At 41.8% G+C, this 18,044-nt stretch carries 12 protein-coding genes; 7 read left to right on the top strand and 5 right to left on the bottom strand.

Going from position 1 to position 18,044, the window contains the following annotated elements:
• The first annotated feature begins 100 nt into the window (after positions 1-100).
• Positions 101-2,986 carry a M12 family metallo-peptidase gene (locus CXF95_RS20195; protein ID WP_198556653.1) on the top strand — a complete coding sequence of 962 codons (2,886 nt, stop codon included), beginning with the start codon at positions 101-103 and terminating at the stop codon, positions 2,984-2,986.
• Between the two features lie 326 nt (positions 2,987-3,312).
• On the top strand, positions 3,313-3,816 hold the full coding sequence (locus CXF95_RS20190; protein ID WP_101200379.1) for a fasciclin domain-containing protein: 504 nt from the start codon (positions 3,313-3,315) through the stop codon (positions 3,814-3,816).
• 202 nt (positions 3,817-4,018) lie between these two features.
• Here the strand turns inward: CXF95_RS20190 and CXF95_RS20180 are convergent, their stop codons facing one another.
• On the bottom strand, positions 4,019-4,819 hold the full coding sequence (locus CXF95_RS20180) for a LytTR family DNA-binding domain-containing protein (protein WP_232787956.1): 801 nt from the start codon (positions 4,817-4,819) through the stop codon (positions 4,019-4,021).
• A 418-nt stretch (positions 4,820-5,237) separates the two neighbouring features.
• On the opposite strand from CXF95_RS20180, the gene CXF95_RS20175 reads away from it, so the two are divergent.
• Complete coding sequence (locus tag CXF95_RS20175; RefSeq protein WP_101200377.1) at positions 5,238-6,512, top strand: amidohydrolase family protein; 1,275 nt, start codon at positions 5,238-5,240, stop codon at positions 6,510-6,512.
• 269 nt (positions 6,513-6,781) lie between these two features.
• The gene (locus tag CXF95_RS20170; RefSeq protein ID WP_232787955.1) at positions 6,782-7,195 is read left to right on the top strand and encodes a TlpA disulfide reductase family protein; all 414 of its coding nucleotides are present in this window, start codon (positions 6,782-6,784) and stop codon (positions 7,193-7,195) included.
• Positions 7,196-7,386: 191 nt separating this feature from the next.
• Here CXF95_RS20170 and CXF95_RS20165 read toward each other — a convergent pair whose 3' ends face one another.
• Both CXF95_RS20165 and CXF95_RS20160 read right to left on the bottom strand, forming a co-directional pair.
• Positions 7,387-7,656: a hypothetical protein gene (locus tag CXF95_RS20165; protein ID WP_101200375.1), complete on the bottom strand. Its 270-nt coding sequence runs from the start codon at positions 7,654-7,656 to the stop codon at positions 7,387-7,389.
• A gap of 615 nt (positions 7,657-8,271) precedes the next feature.
• Positions 8,272-8,838, bottom strand: a complete 567-nt coding sequence (locus CXF95_RS20160; RefSeq protein ID WP_101200374.1) for a DUF6624 domain-containing protein — start codon at positions 8,836-8,838, stop codon at positions 8,272-8,274.
• 346 nt (positions 8,839-9,184) lie between these two features.
• Here CXF95_RS20160 and CXF95_RS20155 point away from each other — a divergent pair, with 346 nt between their 5' ends.
• A complete protein-coding gene (locus tag CXF95_RS20155) occupies positions 9,185-10,006 on the top strand; it encodes an alpha/beta fold hydrolase (protein WP_101200373.1) in 822 nt (273 codons plus the stop codon).
• 359 nt (positions 10,007-10,365) lie between these two features.
• Here CXF95_RS20155 and CXF95_RS20150 read toward each other — a convergent pair whose 3' ends face one another.
• Positions 10,366-13,062, bottom strand: coding sequence for a TonB-dependent receptor domain-containing protein (locus tag CXF95_RS20150; RefSeq protein WP_101200372.1), 2,697 nt, complete (start codon positions 13,060-13,062; stop codon positions 10,366-10,368).
• A gap of 638 nt (positions 13,063-13,700) precedes the next feature.
• Here CXF95_RS20150 and CXF95_RS20140 point away from each other — a divergent pair.
• On the top strand, positions 13,701-14,081 hold the full coding sequence (locus CXF95_RS20140; protein ID WP_101200370.1) for a hypothetical protein: 381 nt from the start codon (positions 13,701-13,703) through the stop codon (positions 14,079-14,081).
• Positions 14,082-14,210: 129 nt separating this feature from the next.
• Here the strand turns inward: CXF95_RS20140 and CXF95_RS20135 are convergent, their stop codons facing one another.
• Positions 14,211-14,387: a DUF6624 domain-containing protein gene (locus CXF95_RS20135; RefSeq protein ID WP_198556652.1), complete on the bottom strand. Its 177-nt coding sequence runs from the start codon at positions 14,385-14,387 to the stop codon at positions 14,211-14,213.
• Between the two features lie 580 nt (positions 14,388-14,967).
• On the opposite strand from CXF95_RS20135, the gene CXF95_RS20130 reads away from it, so the two are divergent.
• Complete coding sequence (locus CXF95_RS20130; protein WP_101200493.1) at positions 14,968-17,643, top strand: TonB-dependent receptor; 2,676 nt, start codon at positions 14,968-14,970, stop codon at positions 17,641-17,643.
• Positions 17,644-18,044: the final 401 nt, after the last annotated feature.

Here is an 18,044-nt window from a genome sequence, read left to right as displayed (position 1 = left end):
AGGTATATAAACTAGGTTTTTAATCAGTGATGTTGCATAAATAAGGAGTGACGTTTACTCTTAAAACATTCAAAATGTATGACCCAAAAAAGAAATGTCTATGCTTAATCACGTCAGTTTAATTACCGTATTAGGACTAATGTATTGCTTTTTACCAAAATTTGCACAAGCCGACGATACCTTTCCCTCAGTACCTGCTCATTTAAAAACCATAAAATCACATTCAATACAAAAAGTCTCAGTCCCAAGTGAAAAGCTATTGTCGGCACAAAAACACGGAGCTAATTATCGTTTTTTTCTTAATTTAAACCAAGCATCTATAGATATTGGTGTAGATGAAGTGACTCAGAACAAGGGTGGAACACGTTCATTTTCGGCGTCATTTAAAACTGACGATAAGGATTGGACACTCATCTATACCCAAGGAAACAACAGCGGCTTTGGGGAATTATTCGGTAATGGTCAACATTTACTGATTGAACAGCGCGGTGAACAAGTGATTGCTGTGGATCTAGGCTTATCTGGACTCACGCCAGGGCTTTATGAAAATGATGTGGTAGGTGAACGGAAGATTTTTTTAGCCTCGGCAAAAAACCTAAATCACATCGCTATAAACGATGATGTGGTTGTGGTCGATGTTATGCTTTTATTTACCCAGAACATAGTCGACACCTTTCCCGGCGATATGACCCAAACGTTAATGGAATATTTGGTTTTTAAAGCGAACCAGACGTTTTTTGATAGTCGAATTAATATGCGTTTACGCTTAGTACATACCCAATTCATTGATTACCCAAACCCTTCCAGCATAGTCGCGCTGAATGAGTTACGTAATGCAGTCGATGACGATCCAAATACAATTACAGACCCATCTTTAGGGAGTATTGCAACCCTACGAAATTCCTTTGGTGCAGATATAGTTTCTATGATCCGTACCCATGATTTGAACGAGCGCGAAGTGTGTGGCATTGCGATGTTCCCAAACTCTGACGTGGACTATTTGGTAAACGTGAGTAATGTAGGTATCAGCGGTGGCTCAAATTGTCTTGATACTTTTACTCACGAAATTGGTCACAATTTTGGGGCTGGGCATCAGCGCGTTAATGGCAGTTCACAGGGGGCTGAGCCCGCCGCTGGCGCATTGATTGTGCCAGGAAAATTTAACACTATGATGAGTTCAATCGGCACCGGTGATATTAATCGTGACTTTGGGCTAGCTGTTTTTTCTAATCCTGATGTAACTTGTGCTGGGGTGTCTTGTGGTGATGCAATTGTTGCGAACAATACAGCAACAATTAACAATTTTGCACAAATCAATGCTGCACTGCGAGTTGCAATTAATGAATCAGAGGTGCCATCGCTATTGCCTAGTGTGAACGATCGCGACGGTGACACAGTGTTTGATGTTAATGATGTATTTCCATTTGACCCAACTGAATCTTTGGACTCAGATTTAGATGGAGTCGGCGACAATCAAGATGCCTTTCCAAACGACTTCAACGAACAACAAGACACGGATCTAGATGGCATTGGAAATAATGCTGATAACGATGATGATAATGACGGCACCGATGACTTTGCCGATGCGTTACCCCTTGACCCATCAGAAACAGTCGATGTCGATGCTGATGGGGTTGGGGGGAATGCTGATCAGCTAGACAATAATTTTCAAGAAACCAAAGATAACGATCAAGACGGCATTGGCGACCGAAAAGATCTTGATGATGACAATGACGGTGTTCCAGATTATTTTGCACCCAGCAGTTTGCTCGAAACTGAAGCTTGGGTAGTCAGTGCAGGAAGTGACAATGTTCTGCGATATAACAGTCAAACTGGCACATTTATAGCGAGCTTATTAGCAGTACCAACTGGCGGTTTTTCTTTTCGCTCAGATGCGATTTTATCTAATGCGCAGCAGTTGTTTTTTATTGCTTTTAGCGACGTACTAGCATTTGATAGACAAACTAATACTATCAGGCGAGTCATTGATCGCAGCTTACTCAGTACCAATTTCCCTGCACATTTAGGCTTTCAAGATAACACTACACTATTAGTCAATAATGGCTTAGGCACCAGCAACATTGAATTATTTAGTCTGTTAGCGTCGGGTAACCACCCAGGAGACGCAACCAGTGATTCTGCAGTTTGGCGAGACTTTGTTGTAAACGGTAATAGACTTATCATCGCCGAAAGAAACACCAATAGGCTGCTGTCTTTTAGTTTAGATAATTTAACGGCAGCGCCACAAGTCTTGAGTACCCAAGGTCTGAATAAACCAGAACATCTAGCCGTAGACAGCAACGCTAATATATATGTAACAAATGCGGGTAGTAAAGATCTTAGCCAGTTTGATAGCAGTGGTAATTTTCTAGGAAAGATTATAAGTGCCGGTAGCGGTGGATTAGGTCAGCCGGGTTGTTTAACTATTGGACCTGAAGGCAATATTTATATATGTAGCACCGATACAGATCAAGTACTCAAGTATGATGGAGTATCGGGAGACTTCTTGAATGTATTTGTGGAAGCAGCTGCTGGTGGCCTGAATCAACCTGTTAGCTTAGTATTTGCTGGCTTACCCCAAGATGAATTTAGATTGCATGGTGAACATGACTCAGATGGTGATTTAGTCAACAATCTTGAGGACGCCTTTCCTTTGGATGCAACAGAAAGTGTCGATACCGATAATGACGGTACCGGTAATAATGCAGACACCGACGACGATAATGATAATCTACCTGACACCTATGAAACCGCTAACCATTTGGATCCACTTGATGGCAGTGACGCCCAGCAAGACGCTGATAACGATGGTAGCAGTAATATTGCTGAGTTCGAGGCTGGCTCAGATCCTAATGACCCCAACTCCACACCAGTAACACCAGAAACAAGGGTGGGTGGAGGCAGTATTGGGTTGTCATGGATGTTGTTGGTTTTAACCCTAGTGTTAATGAGACGCAGAAAAATGTTATCTCGAGTGAACGAATAGGACATTCATATTAATTTCACGAGCATTCAGACTAGGGAATATTTATCTTTGGAACGACCCCGTGGATATATTTCATTTTACGGGCCTGCTCTTTTATACGTTAAACTTTGTAAGCCGTTATCACTATACACGACCAATAAAAAGATTTTCACTCGAAACTTTCATTCCTTTTAACTTGTTTTTTCCATCATTCATCTGTGCATAGTGATCAAATATTTAACTTAGTAGGTATCCATGGAGTGCTTAATAATGCTTTGTTAATTTATGGCATGAGCTATTAGTCATAAAATTGTTTCCTAAAACTTTTTAAAATGGTGGAGAAAAGAATGAAAACGTCTATTACGAAATTTATATCAGTTGCAATATTATCCCTAATATTTGCTACGACTAGCGCATTTGCAATGCATCACAAGTCAGCGAAATTGGATATTGTAGAAACAGCTGCGGGTAACCCTGTATTTAGTACCCTAGTGGCCGCAGTAAAAGCTGCCGGATTAGTGGAAACGCTGCAAGGAGAAGGTCCCTTTACAGTGTTTGCACCTACTGACGCTGCTTTTGCAAAATTGCCAGACGGTACGCTAGAAGATTTACTTAAGCCTGAGAATAAAGACAAACTTGTGGCTATCCTGACCTACCACGTTGTGGCAGGTAACGTTATGGCAGCAGACGTAGTCAAGTTAAGTAAAGCAACAACTGTTCAAGGTAGCGACATAATGATCGATACTTCAGATGGTGTGAAAGTCAATGACGCTACTGTTACGCAAACGGACTTAAAAACTAAGAATGGTGTTATTCACGTAATCGATACGGTCATTATTCCTAAAATGTAATATTCCTGACAGTCATTTAAACAAACAAAAAAGAGCAAACGACTGCTCTTTTTTGTTTTTAAGATTAAACGTTTTTAGTGTCCCAAGGTTACAAGACTTGGAAATACCCACAGATTTTATCTGAAAGACTGCACTCAAATAATCAATAGTGGAATGGCAATAAAGGTATTCAAGTCCATTGAGTTTTAGCATTTTCAAAAAATCATCCCAAGCGCTGTTTAAACTCATCTTTATATCTTCTGGATAGCGACACCACTTTGCCATTTTTTAAACTAATCTCCCCATCACCACTTGGCTGATAACTAATATGATCTATGGCTGAGAAGTTCACTGCGTAGGAGCGGTGAGTGCGACAGAAACCTTTTTCGGCGAGTCTTTTACTCAAGTCAGCAAGAGTTGAACGCAATGGGTAGATACGGCCCTCATTGTGGAGATTAACGTAGTTAACAGCTGATTCCATCCATTCGATGGTCTCGACTTTCACAAAAAATTCTCTGTCGAGTTTTTTGACTAACAAATGTTCAGGAACGTGGTTTGGTGCGGGTTGTTCTGGCTCTGCGTCTATCAGGTTGGCTTCGCCTTTCAGGCGGCTGTAAATAAATTGATATAGTTGATAAAAAAGTAAGAAAAACGCATAACCCCAGACATCTTTGCGGTACTCGTAGATGAATTCGCGCAATATTGAGCCAAAGTCGTAATTTCCACCTATGGCCCAATACGCACCCTCTCTTAACAAGACCATAATGCTAACGTGGCATATTGAAAACAGCAGTGACGCGACTAAGTGTTTGGCGAGTTGGCTTTTAAACGTTGTTAGTTTGAGCGGCGTTCGCTGCCAAAATATTGCTAATAAGGGTAATAACAACAACACACCTATTGCGCTGGAATACTCCCAGATGAAAGGCTCAATCAAGGTGAACTCAGGAGTGCCGTCTCGAGTTGCTTCCATCCAATCAGATGTGGCATTGATGGTGTTATTGATAAATAGGTAGCTGGCTACCATTAAAAAATGTAACGGCCTTTATGCTGCTCGAAACGTTCAAACCATGTCATTTGTTGCTATCCCTATTATCCACTCTTTGTCCTCATTGCGTCACTATTGGTCGTTTGATTATTTAAGCCTAGAGAGACGTATGACTCAAGCAATAGATCAAAGGCCTTATGCCATAGATTGGTTGCGTACCTTGGTATATTTTATGAGTGACAACCGTTTTATAGATCCCCTTGGCACATCTCCGTGTGGGTCGAAATCTCATTGCGGGTTTGGTTGATATTTGGGCAATGAAATTGTTCGAGATAGTCGATTGCTGAAACTGCTTTTTTTGTGGAAAATACTCCAAGATAAAGCCATTAGTGGAATTAGTCTGCAACACTAGGCACAATGAGTAAACCTTCTCCTCATAAAAACGCTGGAATTATTTATGATCCGCTTTTCAATTATTCGTTACCTATTATCCCTAACATTACTGTTATGCATTGATTTGCAAGCAGCGACTACAGTCATCAAAGCTGGTCACCTGTTAGATGTACAGTCAGGAACATGGCAGAAAAACCAGCTGATTTTCATCGAAGATGAACGTATTACCAGTATTCAATCGGCAAGTTCAGCCATACCAGATGACGCAACGGTTATCGATTTGAGTAAGCAATACATCCTACCGGGCTTTATGGATATGCATACTCACTTGATGGGGTATCTAGATAAAAATTTCTACGCTGGGTTGTTTCAATCACCACACCGCGCGGTGATTGGTGGTGTCGTTAACGCTGAAAAAACCTTGATGGCAGGATTCACCGTAGTCAGAAATGTAGGTTCATCTGACTACATGGATGTAGCACTGCGTAATTCCATTAATGCCGGTGAAGTACCGGGACCAAGAATAGCCGCGTCAGGCCCAGCTTTAGGGATCACAGGTGGTCATTGTGATGATAACGCCCTTAATCATTCCTTTAAATCAAAAGCTGACGGCGTGGCCGATGGGCCATGGGCTGTGCGTCAAATGGTGCGCAAGAACGTTAAATATGGCGTTGATTTAATAAAATTTTGTGCTACAGGTGGTGTGTTTTCTAAAGGCACAAAAGTAGGCATGCGCCAATATACATTGGAAGAAATGCAAGCCATAGTTGATGAAGCCCACACCCATGGCAAAATAGTCGCCGCTCATGCACACGGAACTGAAGGCATAAAATTTGCTATTCAAGCAGGTGTCGATTCAATCGAACACGCCAGCTTTTTAGATAAAGATACCATTGAATTGGCTAAAAAAATGGGTACGAGTTTTTCTATGGATATCTACAACACTGAATACACTTTGTCTAAAGGCGCAGAGAACGGTGTGCCAGAAGAAAATCTCAATAAAGAGCGTCAAGTGGGCACCCGCCAGCGTGAAAGTTTTGCTATGGCTGTTAAAGCTGGGGCAAAAATGGTCTTTGGATCTGACGCCGCTGTTTACCCACATGGTGATAACGGCAAACAGTTTTCACGTATGGTTAAATTTGGTATGACGCCCTTACAAGCCATTCAAGCGGCCACCATTAACTCAGCTAATTTACTCAATTGGCAAAATGACGTGGGTAGTCTCAGTAAAGGTAAATTTGCCGATATCGTAGCGGTGAATAGCGATCCACTTAAAAATATTGCGGTGCTTGAATCCGTTGATTTTGTGATGAAGGGTGGGGTAGTTTATAAGCAGTGAATGTGTGATGGTTGACTGAAAAATGGTCAGCTAAAAACCTGTTCTAGACCGTTGTTAGGGCGAACTTCAAAAAGCAACGGTCATTTTCTCCTCTTTAGTGGTCAGACATTTCCTTTTTACTGAAAGAAATTGTTTGTTCGCGCTATCTTGTATACAAACACCTAATAAAATAATTTAAAACTATGTTGCGAATTTTTACGTTTCTCACGGTTATATTTTTAACTACATTTACCTTTGCCCAAGAAAAGACTAAAACTGAAGAGTTGCCCATGATGTCACAATGGCAGCTATTTAATGAAGCGGGGCAGTTAGTAAAGTCATCGGATTTTCTGGGAAAACCATTAGTGATTCATTTTTGGGCGACGTGGTGTCCATACTGTAAAAAACTGCAACCGGGCTTAGATAAACTTTATCGAAAGTATCAAGCTGATGGCTTGCAAATGATTGCTATTAGTATCAGAGAAGACGAAGGGGCCACGCCACAAAAAGAATTAGATGGCAGAGGTATGAGTTTTAAAACACTTATCAATGGAGACGAAGTAGCGAAGAATTTATTTAGTGTTAGCGGCACACCCACTACCGTATTTATTGATAAAACTGGGCATGTTGTTGGCAGTACAAGTATTTCAGATCCCGATGATCCCCGTTTGGAAACAATAGTAAAATATATAGTAGAAAACTAACTGTGACACTCCAATCAATTTAATTAAATTAGAATGGGAGTCTTCATAATTGACCTTATAATTATATCTGAAGGTTATTCTGATGCAATGAATTGGCTGTATCGGTTTCCTTATTTAAGTACCAATAAAATTCGATATAAACGAATCTTTTTAAACAACGCCAAAAGACTCGTTTATTTTAATAATGATGTTTACTCTTTTAAGTGGGTCCACATTAACCCTATACCCATAGTGTTTTTATGTACCACTAACGCGAAGCGACTCGCGTCATAACTCAGGTTTGGATTGTTTTTAAATTTAACCGTTAGGCACTTGCTGTTGCCTATTTTATCTTGGCAATTTTTTATAAAAATGCCACCACTACACAAATTATCGGTTTCAAAATTACCGTATTTTGTATTGCCATTCCATAGTTCTACTAATTCATGCACCGATTGTCGACTTGCATATCGATGTTCCACAGAATTCCCCTTTGGATTGTAAAGTTAAGCAAAAAATATTTATATGCTCTGATATCGCGGAATGCTTAAATGCTCTGACATTGCGACACGCCGCAACTTAAACTATAGTCGATTTTTGAAAAAAATCATGGAAGATAGTACGATACTCTGCTTGTCTGCATCATATTCAAAAGTGACAATTACCTGACAGAACAAAAACAACGTCTGTGACTCTGCAGTTCGACTAATCCTTGAAGATGGAGGGTTAACTAACCTGAGCTCGATGTATGCCATAAGTCTAGTACCACTCTTATCGCGCCAGTCTTCGTTGAACTTGCTCACAATAGCAGGCTATTCCCTCACAAGCTCGCCTCGATAAACGCAATAATAGCAGCACTGGATGCGTTCGATGTCATTGCAAACCAATTGGCACCATCTAACATATTGTTTTTATTGCAATGACTTCTAGGGACGCGGCACGTCTTAATCCGAGTTCAGGTTAACTAAGCCGCAAAACAGAGTTATTAGTTTGTCCCCCTGCCCATTGTTTACTTGCAAAACATTACCCCTATCAGACACTGGCTATACAGTGGACTTCTTGAATTCTATTTCACGGTATAACTGAGCCTAACAATATTATTGAAGACCATATAACGCCTCCAAGGTAGTCTTATATTCTGCCAAAGACGGCATACCCATTTTGGCTCTTAGTTGATCTACACTGTCTTCATTCTCTATCTGGAAAAATATCACCTTACTGTTTATGAGGTCTGCTTGAGTACCAAACATCTGCTTTTTGCCCTGAGCGATGGACACTTTATCAGTAAATATTGCCACTGCTTCACCACTCATGCCTTGTTTATCCATATAAGATTGAATAACAAGTGGCAGCATATTTCGTTGAAAGCTTAAATTATTTGAATGACTCACTAACGTAAAAGCAGCTCTTACTCCTTGCTCAGTGACTTGTGCTTTGGTTGGCCAACCTTGTGACTGGACAATTTCATTCAGCGTTTGGGTGTGTAGTTGGGAGATATCAGCTACCATACTTTTTAGTGCTTCAGTGGCGTCACTTTTTCGCGCTGCTTGTATTTGTTTGCTTTGCTGTGCCATGTTTAGCAGTTGTTTTTGCAGTATGGGCTTGGTTTGCGCATCAGCGGGAAGCAGCCACATTGATGATAAAAGTAAAACGACATAACGCATTATTTGGTCACTCCTTGGCGAAACGTTGAAGGTGGGTAACTGTTCTATCTAGCCCATAAGCGGCAAAACTGTTTTGGATCGTCAAAACCGCAAGGTCTTACCACTTCTTCAATTTTTAAGTTCGATTATTGTAATAGTTGTTTGGCTAATGCTAAACGAATTTCGTAGAGATATGTTTTACTACTCATACTTGTTTTGTAAATAGTTAATGTGGATGTTCTGTTAACCTTATTTTCCAAAGTAAATATATGTAAATCTCATTCGGTGACTGGTTTATCAAAATGTATTTGTATAAATTTAAGGTTATTAACTGGGTATGGCAAAGTGAAATGATAATAAGGAATATATGCGCAACTACATATTGATATTTAGTTTTTTTATTCTTGGGTGTTCTAGAGAATCTTATCAATTCGCTACTGTTGACGCTTATTCTCTGGAATACCAAGTTACCGAGAATAGTAATACTTGTTTTGCTTTATTTGAAGCGGGTGCTGGATTTGACCTTGAAACTTTTGACACTATATTCCACAAGCTATCTGAAAATTGCACTGTCATTCGTTATTCGCGAGTAGGCCAAGGGCTCTCGTCTCAACTCAGTACCGAGCTGAGTGCTAAAAACTATGCTGAAATAGCCAAAAAATTACTAGAGCACTTACATATACAACAACCTGTGATTTTTGTTGGACATTCATATGGTGGAATGATTGCTAGACATTTTGCGGATATGTATCCAAATAACACTAAAGCACTACTACTGATTGACCCTGGTACAAGATGGGAAGGTGAGATCATAGCCCAGATTGATCCCACTGTAGTGGAAACGGAAATCCAATTTTTGAAGGACATGGGCAGGGGTATGACAGAAGAGCACCCTAGGCCAGATGGTTTAACCAATGAACTACGGGATTTATGGCTTACATCCCCTTTACCAGACTTTGCTGATATTGGTGATATCAAGGTAACAGTGTTAGCCAGTGTTAAGGCTATGGGGGATGACTTAGTTTTGGGCAGTCTTGAGGCTATGAAAATTAGAGCAAAAATGCTTGAATCTTGGGTTAATGAGTTTCCGCAAGGGCGATTTGTATCTACCACCCAAAGTGGCCACTTTATTCACCTTGATGAGCCTGAATTAGTCATTGCTGAATTTCAAAAAATTATCGCTTTCTAACATCAACAAATAACAACAATTGTTACTGTAACTTCCTAAATTTTTACTCTGCAGGTTCTTGGTGATTTTTCCAGATCGCCCTTCAATTTGATTGATATTCCTGCATTTTGATTTTGCATGACATCCCTACAAGCCGCTACCATTAATGGGATTAGTATTAACTTAGATGGTAAAACTATGTGGTTAGTATCTAAACATAAAATTTTCAGAGGTTCTGGCACCTACTAGTAGATATATCTAATCCTGAATTCGTCTTTTTTATTTTGGTGGGTAGGGTGTATGAGAAGTAAATATAGTTAAAAAAATGAGGCGCAAGGGCCTCATTTTATTGGTTTTAAGCTGTGTACTGGCGCCTAATATTAGAAGCTGTAAGACGCTCTAACATAAACTAAACGACCACGTGGATCATGATGTTTAGGGTCAAAACTAAAGTTAGCTGCATCATAAACAGCTGGTGGCGCTTCATCAAACATGTTGATTACACCTAAAGTGATTTCAGCTTGATCATCGCCTAAATCAGCAAGATACCTGTATTGCATGTCAACAGTAGTGAAGGAATCGATTTGATCCGTTAGACCCGTTGACGCAGGTACTACCCGAGTGTTGGTATAGCTGGATACGTAATTAACTCTGGCGTAAATGCTATGTTGATCATTTTTCCATTGGGCCGACAAATTACCTTTGGTTTCCGGCATTGAGCGGGCAAAGTTGTTATGGTTAAACAAGCCTGATACGTCGGTTTTTACGCCGTTGATTGGAATTTCATAGTTGAGTATTTGCGCCACATTGGCTTTTAATTCAACTTCACCATTATTTAGATCCCAGCTATAAGTAGCTTCGAAATCAATACCACTGGCGTCAATGGTTTCGGCATTAAAGTAGTTGGTGATGATACCTGTCAGTTCACTGGTAGGATCCCCAGGTACTAAACGTACTATGTCAACCCCATCTGGATCTGCCAACAACTTACCGTTGGCGTCTTCTAAGGTGATCACGTCTTCGTATGCAACGCTCCAAAAATCTAAACGAGTTTGTAGTGCATCGCTGTTCCAAACTATACCGAAGTTATAGTTAGTGGCTTGTTCTGGTTCAAGTGCCAGACTACCGTTTTGGGTTTCGCGAATGAACAAAGTGCCGCCTCTTGGGGTGGGCTGGCCATTGCTGTCTAGTACAAAGTTACCTTCTGCATCTAAGACAAAATCCTGAACGCCTTTAGTGTTGACATTCTGGGCATGAAACTGCGCTAAAGAAGGCTCTCTAAAAGAAGTACTGACAGAAGCTCGAATGATAAGATGCTCTGCCACTTTATAGCGTAGCGACACCTTAGGATCCAAGCTGTTGGCGGTATCTAATACTTCGTAACGTACCGCAGCATTCAAATCTAAACCTTCAGCTAGTGGAATTTCAGTTTCGGCAAATGCCGCATACGTAGCTCGTGACTCATCAACAGTGTTCACTCCGCCTAAAAACAAAAAGTCATTGCTTAGAGGATTGCCTTGAGCATCGTAGCGTAGTGTTGATACGTCATCAGGGTCTACTTCATAACTTTCGCTACGGACTTGGCTACCAAATGCAAAAGACGCAGTACCGGCATCGGTAGAAAACCAGTCTCCGTTGACCACAGCATCCCAAACAAGTAAGCCGGTAGTCGTTTTAGAAGAAAACGCGGTACTTGCCCAGTCGCGGATCAGTAAGTTATCTTCAGCCAGTGGATCGAAAGGATTGTAAAGCAGATCACCGCTGGCTCCCCCTTGTCCTAAAGTGGCAAGATCCAATCGAGTGGGTGAAAGATCTGGTTGCGTAATTTCGTATTGGTTGGTGCTATAGGCCAAAGAGGTTAACCAGCTCCAGTCATTACTGAAGTCACCGTTTAGGGTCGCATCAACCCTAAAAGTATTGTTGCTTCTTGGAGCAGGTAACGTTGTATCTCTAGCCAGTAAAGGATAAGGACGACCTAACCACACCACACCCTGATTAAAAGGGTTGCTCGGGTGGCTCGCGGGGATAGTAGGGAAAGTAAGGTTCGGATATGAAGGAACAGTGTAATTGTCCAAGATATCATATTCAGTGTACATAGAGGTGAGCTTGAATGTCATGTCCTCAAGTTCGCTAGACAGACCAAAATACAACTGCTCACGCTCTTCTTCGTTGACCACATTGTAGTGCAGACCATATTGGTAGCCGCAACGTTCGCCATTGGTTTGGGCTAGTCTAATCCCGCCCACTGCTTCACAATTAGGATTAGGAACATTTTCACCGGCGCTGTAATCACCCGCATAAGGACCCGATTCCACAGTCACTGCTTCTGGTACAATGAAGCTAGTACCTAGGCTACTAATCGCACGGTTGACTAGCTCTGGTCTTTCACGAGCATTAAGCGTGCCACGGCGCAGCATAGTACCAGCCACGACTATGTTAGTGTCATCATTTAAATCAAAACCGCCAATGAAGCTTAGGTTAATATCGTCCTGACTATCACTAGTGGTAGTTTGGTAGGAGCCTTCCACTTTAAAACCATCGAAACTAGTACGGGTGACAAAGTTAACCACCCCAGCCACAGCATCAGAACCATAGGTCGCCGCCGCGCCCTCTTTAAGAATATCCAAGCGCTGTAGAGCAATGGCCGGAATAGAGCCGGTATCGACAAATACACTGCCATCCTGAGCTTTAGCACCACTGATGGTTTGTCTTTTACCATTGATCAAAACCAGGGTAGAAGAAAGTCCTAAACCACGAAGGTTGATATTGGAAGTACCTTGGCTATAAAAGCTGGTGAAGGTGTCTGGGCGGTTTTCAGCGCCACTGCTAACAGATATTTGACTGACAATATCGTTAATGTCTGCGCCACCAAGGTTTTTGATATCGTTAGCATCGAAAATTGAAACCGGATTCGCTTTGGCCGTATCTGAGCCTTTTACATAGGAGCCGGTTACACGTATTTGTTCAATTTCTTGTTGCTCTTTTTCAGAACTGACTTCTTGCGCTGTAGCGGCAGGCAGAGCGCTTGCCACTAATAAGGCAATCAAACCTTTCTTAAAGTGTTTATTGTGTTGCATAGTTGTGTGTACTCCATATTTATTCTTAGTATCAGTGCTAAACCGTTTGAGCTGTACTAAGCAGATGTTTACGGTCTGTCACTTCCTTTTTGAAGGGGCACCTTATAAGGGCAACAAAGTATTTAACATAGTTCTTTAGTACAGCTTTAGGCTGCAGGGCAGTAAAATAAAGGAAGTTAGCGTTTTAGACTTATGTCGTTGTAAATGACTTGTTAAGATTGTGGCCAAAGTAGAAGGCACGAATTTTCAGACTTAAACAAGGTATCCATTAATCACAAGTGTTCTTTATTCACATCAAAAAATTGATAAGGAATATAAAGGTTTCAATTCACATGAACTTGTCTCAGCTTATGAATTTACTCTGACTGGGAAACTTGTGAAATCCAGCCTCATGGAGATGATATTGTGTTGTTATTATCTGGAAAGATAACGTTGATCCTGCAACTTCATAGCGGCCAAAAATCTGTCACGCTACAAGAGATTGGCTCATATATAATTGTACCTAAAGGTATATGGCATACAGCAAAAACAACTATAAAAAGTAAACTATTATTCATTACGGCAGGTGAGGGCACGCTTAATAAAGAAGAGTCAGAATGAATAAGGGTTATAAATTTTCTTAGTGCTGGAGTATCAGAATGTCTCAGGGCAAAAATAAAAAATCACTGAATAAAATGGTTAGAAAAGGTAATAAAGGTTATCCAATAGCCACCATTGCTTTCTATGGCCCTACAAATAATATTGCGACAAAAGTAGTTTGCGCCATCATTGAGTATGACGGTGCAGAAGCTGAACCGATACAGAAAGGGTTTTGCGCATCGGACTTGAGAAAATCAGAACAAATCTTGGGTGAAATTATAGACTTCGTTGCTGAAAATAGAGCGAAATCAGTGAGTATGGTCGAAGGTATAATTGGCTGTCCCCACGAAGAAGGTGTTGACTATCCCGAAGGACACTCTTGCCCTAAATGCAGTTATTGGAGGGCAAGAAATAGGTACACTGGTGATATGCTGCATTAGAATTGAGCTCTGTTAGAACCTTTAACAGATTCGGTGTAAGTGCCTCGTCGCAGGCTTTCTCTGTGATTTAATCCTTGTTAATTAACCATCAGTTTTTATCAGGAGATTGTTGCAGAATATAAAAATCCTTCAGAGCTTTTTTATACTTTCCAAAAACAACATACCCATCTTGTCTCGTAATTGGTCAACGCTATTTTCATCTTCAATCGGTGCAAATACAACCTCGCCGTTTACTAAGTCTGCCTGTGTACCAAACACCTGATTTTTTCCATGTGCAATGGATACGTTATCAGTAAATATTGCCACTGCTTCATTTTTAAGTTCGATGATAATAATTGTTTGGCTAATGCTAAATGAATTTCGTAAAAATGGCGCGAAGCGTGTTCTTGTCGTTTTATGAAAATTTTAAACATGTGCTAGCGCTTACCGCCATATCGATAACTGCTCCTGCGTTATTCTACCTACCGCCGTCCATGGCGGTCGCCTGTTCAACTGGGCGAAACCGTGCTTCTAAGGAATCCAGTTTCACCCATGTTAATTGCCCTACTGAGTTCACAAAATAATCGGCGAGCTTTGAGTCGAGGGTAAGTCAAAAGCATCGGCCGCGCGGCGACCGCTTTGCCGACTGAGAGTTTTAGACTACTTTGTTGCTAATTAATGTGGATATCCTGCGTTAATCCTGTTCCAGTTTTATAATGTTAAAATAAAGTAATGATTTGTGAACTAATTGTTTTTTGAGATCCAACTTTGCTTGATCACCCATAATTTGTTAAGTTTTCGGCTTAATCGCACCTTTTTCGGTGTCTCTTGAAGGTAAATATAGATCGAAGTCTAATCAATGGAGCTCATTAATAAATTGGAAAAAACCATCTTTACACAACCACAAATGCAAACATTTCATAAACGCAAAATTACCTGCGCCGTATTACTTGCCATGGCCAGCAGTGTGCCAGTTATTGCAGCCGAATCAACTGCACCAGAAGTTAAAAATAATAAAATAGAAACAATTGAGGTTACCGCGACTAAACGAACCGAATCCATCCAGGATATTCCGGTTTCGGTTTCTGCGTTAAACGGTAGCAGTCTGGAAAACCTCGGAATTGATAATTTTCAGGACTATGTTGAATTTTTACCTAATGTTGTGTTTCAGGGCACAGGTCCTGGCCAAAATGAAATTTACATTCGTGGTGCTGCCACCACCCAAGCTAATATTGCACTGTCATCCGTAACAGCGTTACAACCGTCAGTTGCTTTTTATCTGGATGAACAGCCGGTTTCTATGCAGGGCCGAAATCTGGATATATATGCCACCGATATGGAACGGGTTGAAGTATTGCCTGGGCCACAGGGCACTTTGTTTGGCGCCAGCTCTCAATCAGGCACCGTGCGCCTGATCACCAAAAAACCCGATCACAGCGGTGTGAGTGGAGGATTTGATAGCAGCGTTAGTTTCACCCGTGGTGGTGAAATGAGTAACTCCGTTGAAGCCTATTTTAATTTACCCGTAAGTGATGATACGGCCATTCGGGCTGTTGTTTACAATCAACACCAGGGCGGCTGGATTGATAACGTTTTAAATGAGCCTGGCACTGGCAATGGCAGTTATCAAAGTAGCGCCGTAGTCATTGACCGTGTGTCTAATGGCCCGTTGGCCGATCCGGTCAACACACCAACAATATCTCCTAAAAATGATGCCTTGGTAGAAGATGACTTTAACGATGCAACCTATAGCGGTGTACGCTTTGGTGTGCATCATAACTTTAATGAGGACTGGTCATTACTGGTGCAGCATACTGCACAGACACTGAACACCGACGGGGTTTTCTCTTACGATCCTAACCTTGAAGGGGAAAGTTCCACTAACAGGTTTGTACCGGAAGACAATCAGGATGAATTTGGTTTAACCACTTGGACTTTAGAAGGCCGTCTGGCTAAGTTGGATGTCGTTTATACCGGCGGCTACCTGGACCGAAATATCGATTCGACTATTGATTATACGGGTTATACCAATGCCGGTTTGTTTTCGGCTTTTTATACTTGTGAATACTCCAGCGCGGATCCCGCCGATCAATATTGTGCTGATCCGACCAAATGGTACAAAGAAAAAACTGAAACGTCTCGTAATACCCACGAGCTGCGTTTCAATACGTCAACCGATAACTCTTGGCGTGTAACGGCCGGGGTTTTTTATGACGACCAGACTCTTGCCTCTGTGGGCAAATTCAAGATGGCTAATACTGAACTGTTCCCAGATCTGAACACAGTCTTAAAAGGTCAAGATGGCATTAACAGTGATGGCGGCCCATATTCATCGGAAGTCAGTTTTGTTAATGATGTCAATCACCAGATTAAACAGGTCGCGGTATTTGGCCAGACTGAATATGATCTAACCGATTCCGTCACCGCTACCCTTGGCGCACGTTGGTATCAAATTGAAGATATCTATAAAGGCGCCACCAGTACAGTGGATGTGAGCCGTAGAGTGCAGGCCTTTGGTTCACTCGACTCGGACGAGCTAGAAGCTGTGCTGCCTGACAATGACAGTCCAGATGCTGTCATTGCGGCCATAGACAGTGGCCAACTGCAGACCGACTTGCTCGATGCTGATGGGGTGTTAACGGTTGATGATGTGATTTATAAGGCCTCAGTGGACTGGAAAGTAAATGACGATGTATTGTTGTTTACCACCTACTCAGAGGGCTTCAGACCGCCAGTTACCAACCGTGTAGGCGGCGGTAAGGCGACCAGTAATGAGGGGGCTTTCGAGAATTTCCGTATTCCGGTTTATTCCACCACAGATACCCTGAAAAATTATGAAGTGGGTATGAAAGGGGATTTCTTCGATGGTATTTTACGGGTTAACGCAACCGGGTATTATTCGGAAATAACGGATCTGCAAACCTCACGCTACGACCCCACCAATATCAGTTTTCTGCAGTTTGCAGATAATGTCGGGGATGCTGAAATTAGAGGGATTGACGGCGATATCACCTGGTTAGCCACGGATAATTTGGTGATTAACGGTGCTTTTAGCTGGATCGATAGTGAATTAACCCGCTTAAATGACGAGTTGCAAGGTATCGCGCCGCCAGTTGGCAGCAAATTACCCTACTCAGCAGATTTGTCGGCTAATTTACGTGCCCGCTACTATTTTCAATTACCCAATGGCTGGGATGGATTTGTTAATGGTTCGCTGAGCTATACCGGAGATCGACTGGCTGGCATGAACATGGGCGCATATGCCCTTGAAGATGCCACCAACTTGATTTACGGTACAGGGACGGGCTTGTCTATTGAACGTGAAGCCGATGTATACTCTGGGGTAAATTATCCGGACCGCAATGGTGAAGACTTTGCCGGTGGTCGTTATGTCCAAGATAGTTATGTACTGGGAAATGTATCCGTTGGTGTTAATCACGACGGATGGAAAGTTGAGTTGTATGTCGATAACGTCACCGATGAACATGCGGTGCTATATATCGACAACCAACAATATACACCTAAAGTTGTCACCAACAGGCCCCGTACAGTGGGTATGAGAATGTCGTACGATTTTTATTAACTAACGGCATCTATACCTAACACCATTGACGTTGCAGCCAACAAAGCTGCAGTTTCAAGAGAGAAGGTATTGACTGTATAATATTAAAGGCGAGCCATTATTGGCTCGCCTTTTTTTGTTTGCCCAGCGAAGCTGGCAAACCCGTCAGGTTGAAAGAAACCTGAATCACCCCGATTGAGGGGAAGATAATCCGAATGGTAAGTGCGTCACTGGCTAACGGTGGGGTGTGAAGGAAGCCATAGGAAGTTAGCGATACACAGCGTAAGCGAACCTGTTTCGGCGTGGTGGGTGGGTAAGCGTGCAAAATAGCGCAACGCCCAATACTCAATCAGACCCATTACGTGTTTGAGGGTGGAATAGCTAATAGGGAGCCAGTGCAGTAACTGGGGAAGCCTGACATC

Origin of the sequence: Paraglaciecola sp. MB-3u-78 (assembly GCF_002835935.1) — a bacterium.
In the GTDB taxonomy this organism is placed as follows: Bacteria; Pseudomonadota; Gammaproteobacteria; order Enterobacterales; family Alteromonadaceae; genus Paraglaciecola.
Note: the sequence above shows the minus strand (reverse complement) of the source record. Positions and strands in the feature narration are given on the sequence as shown.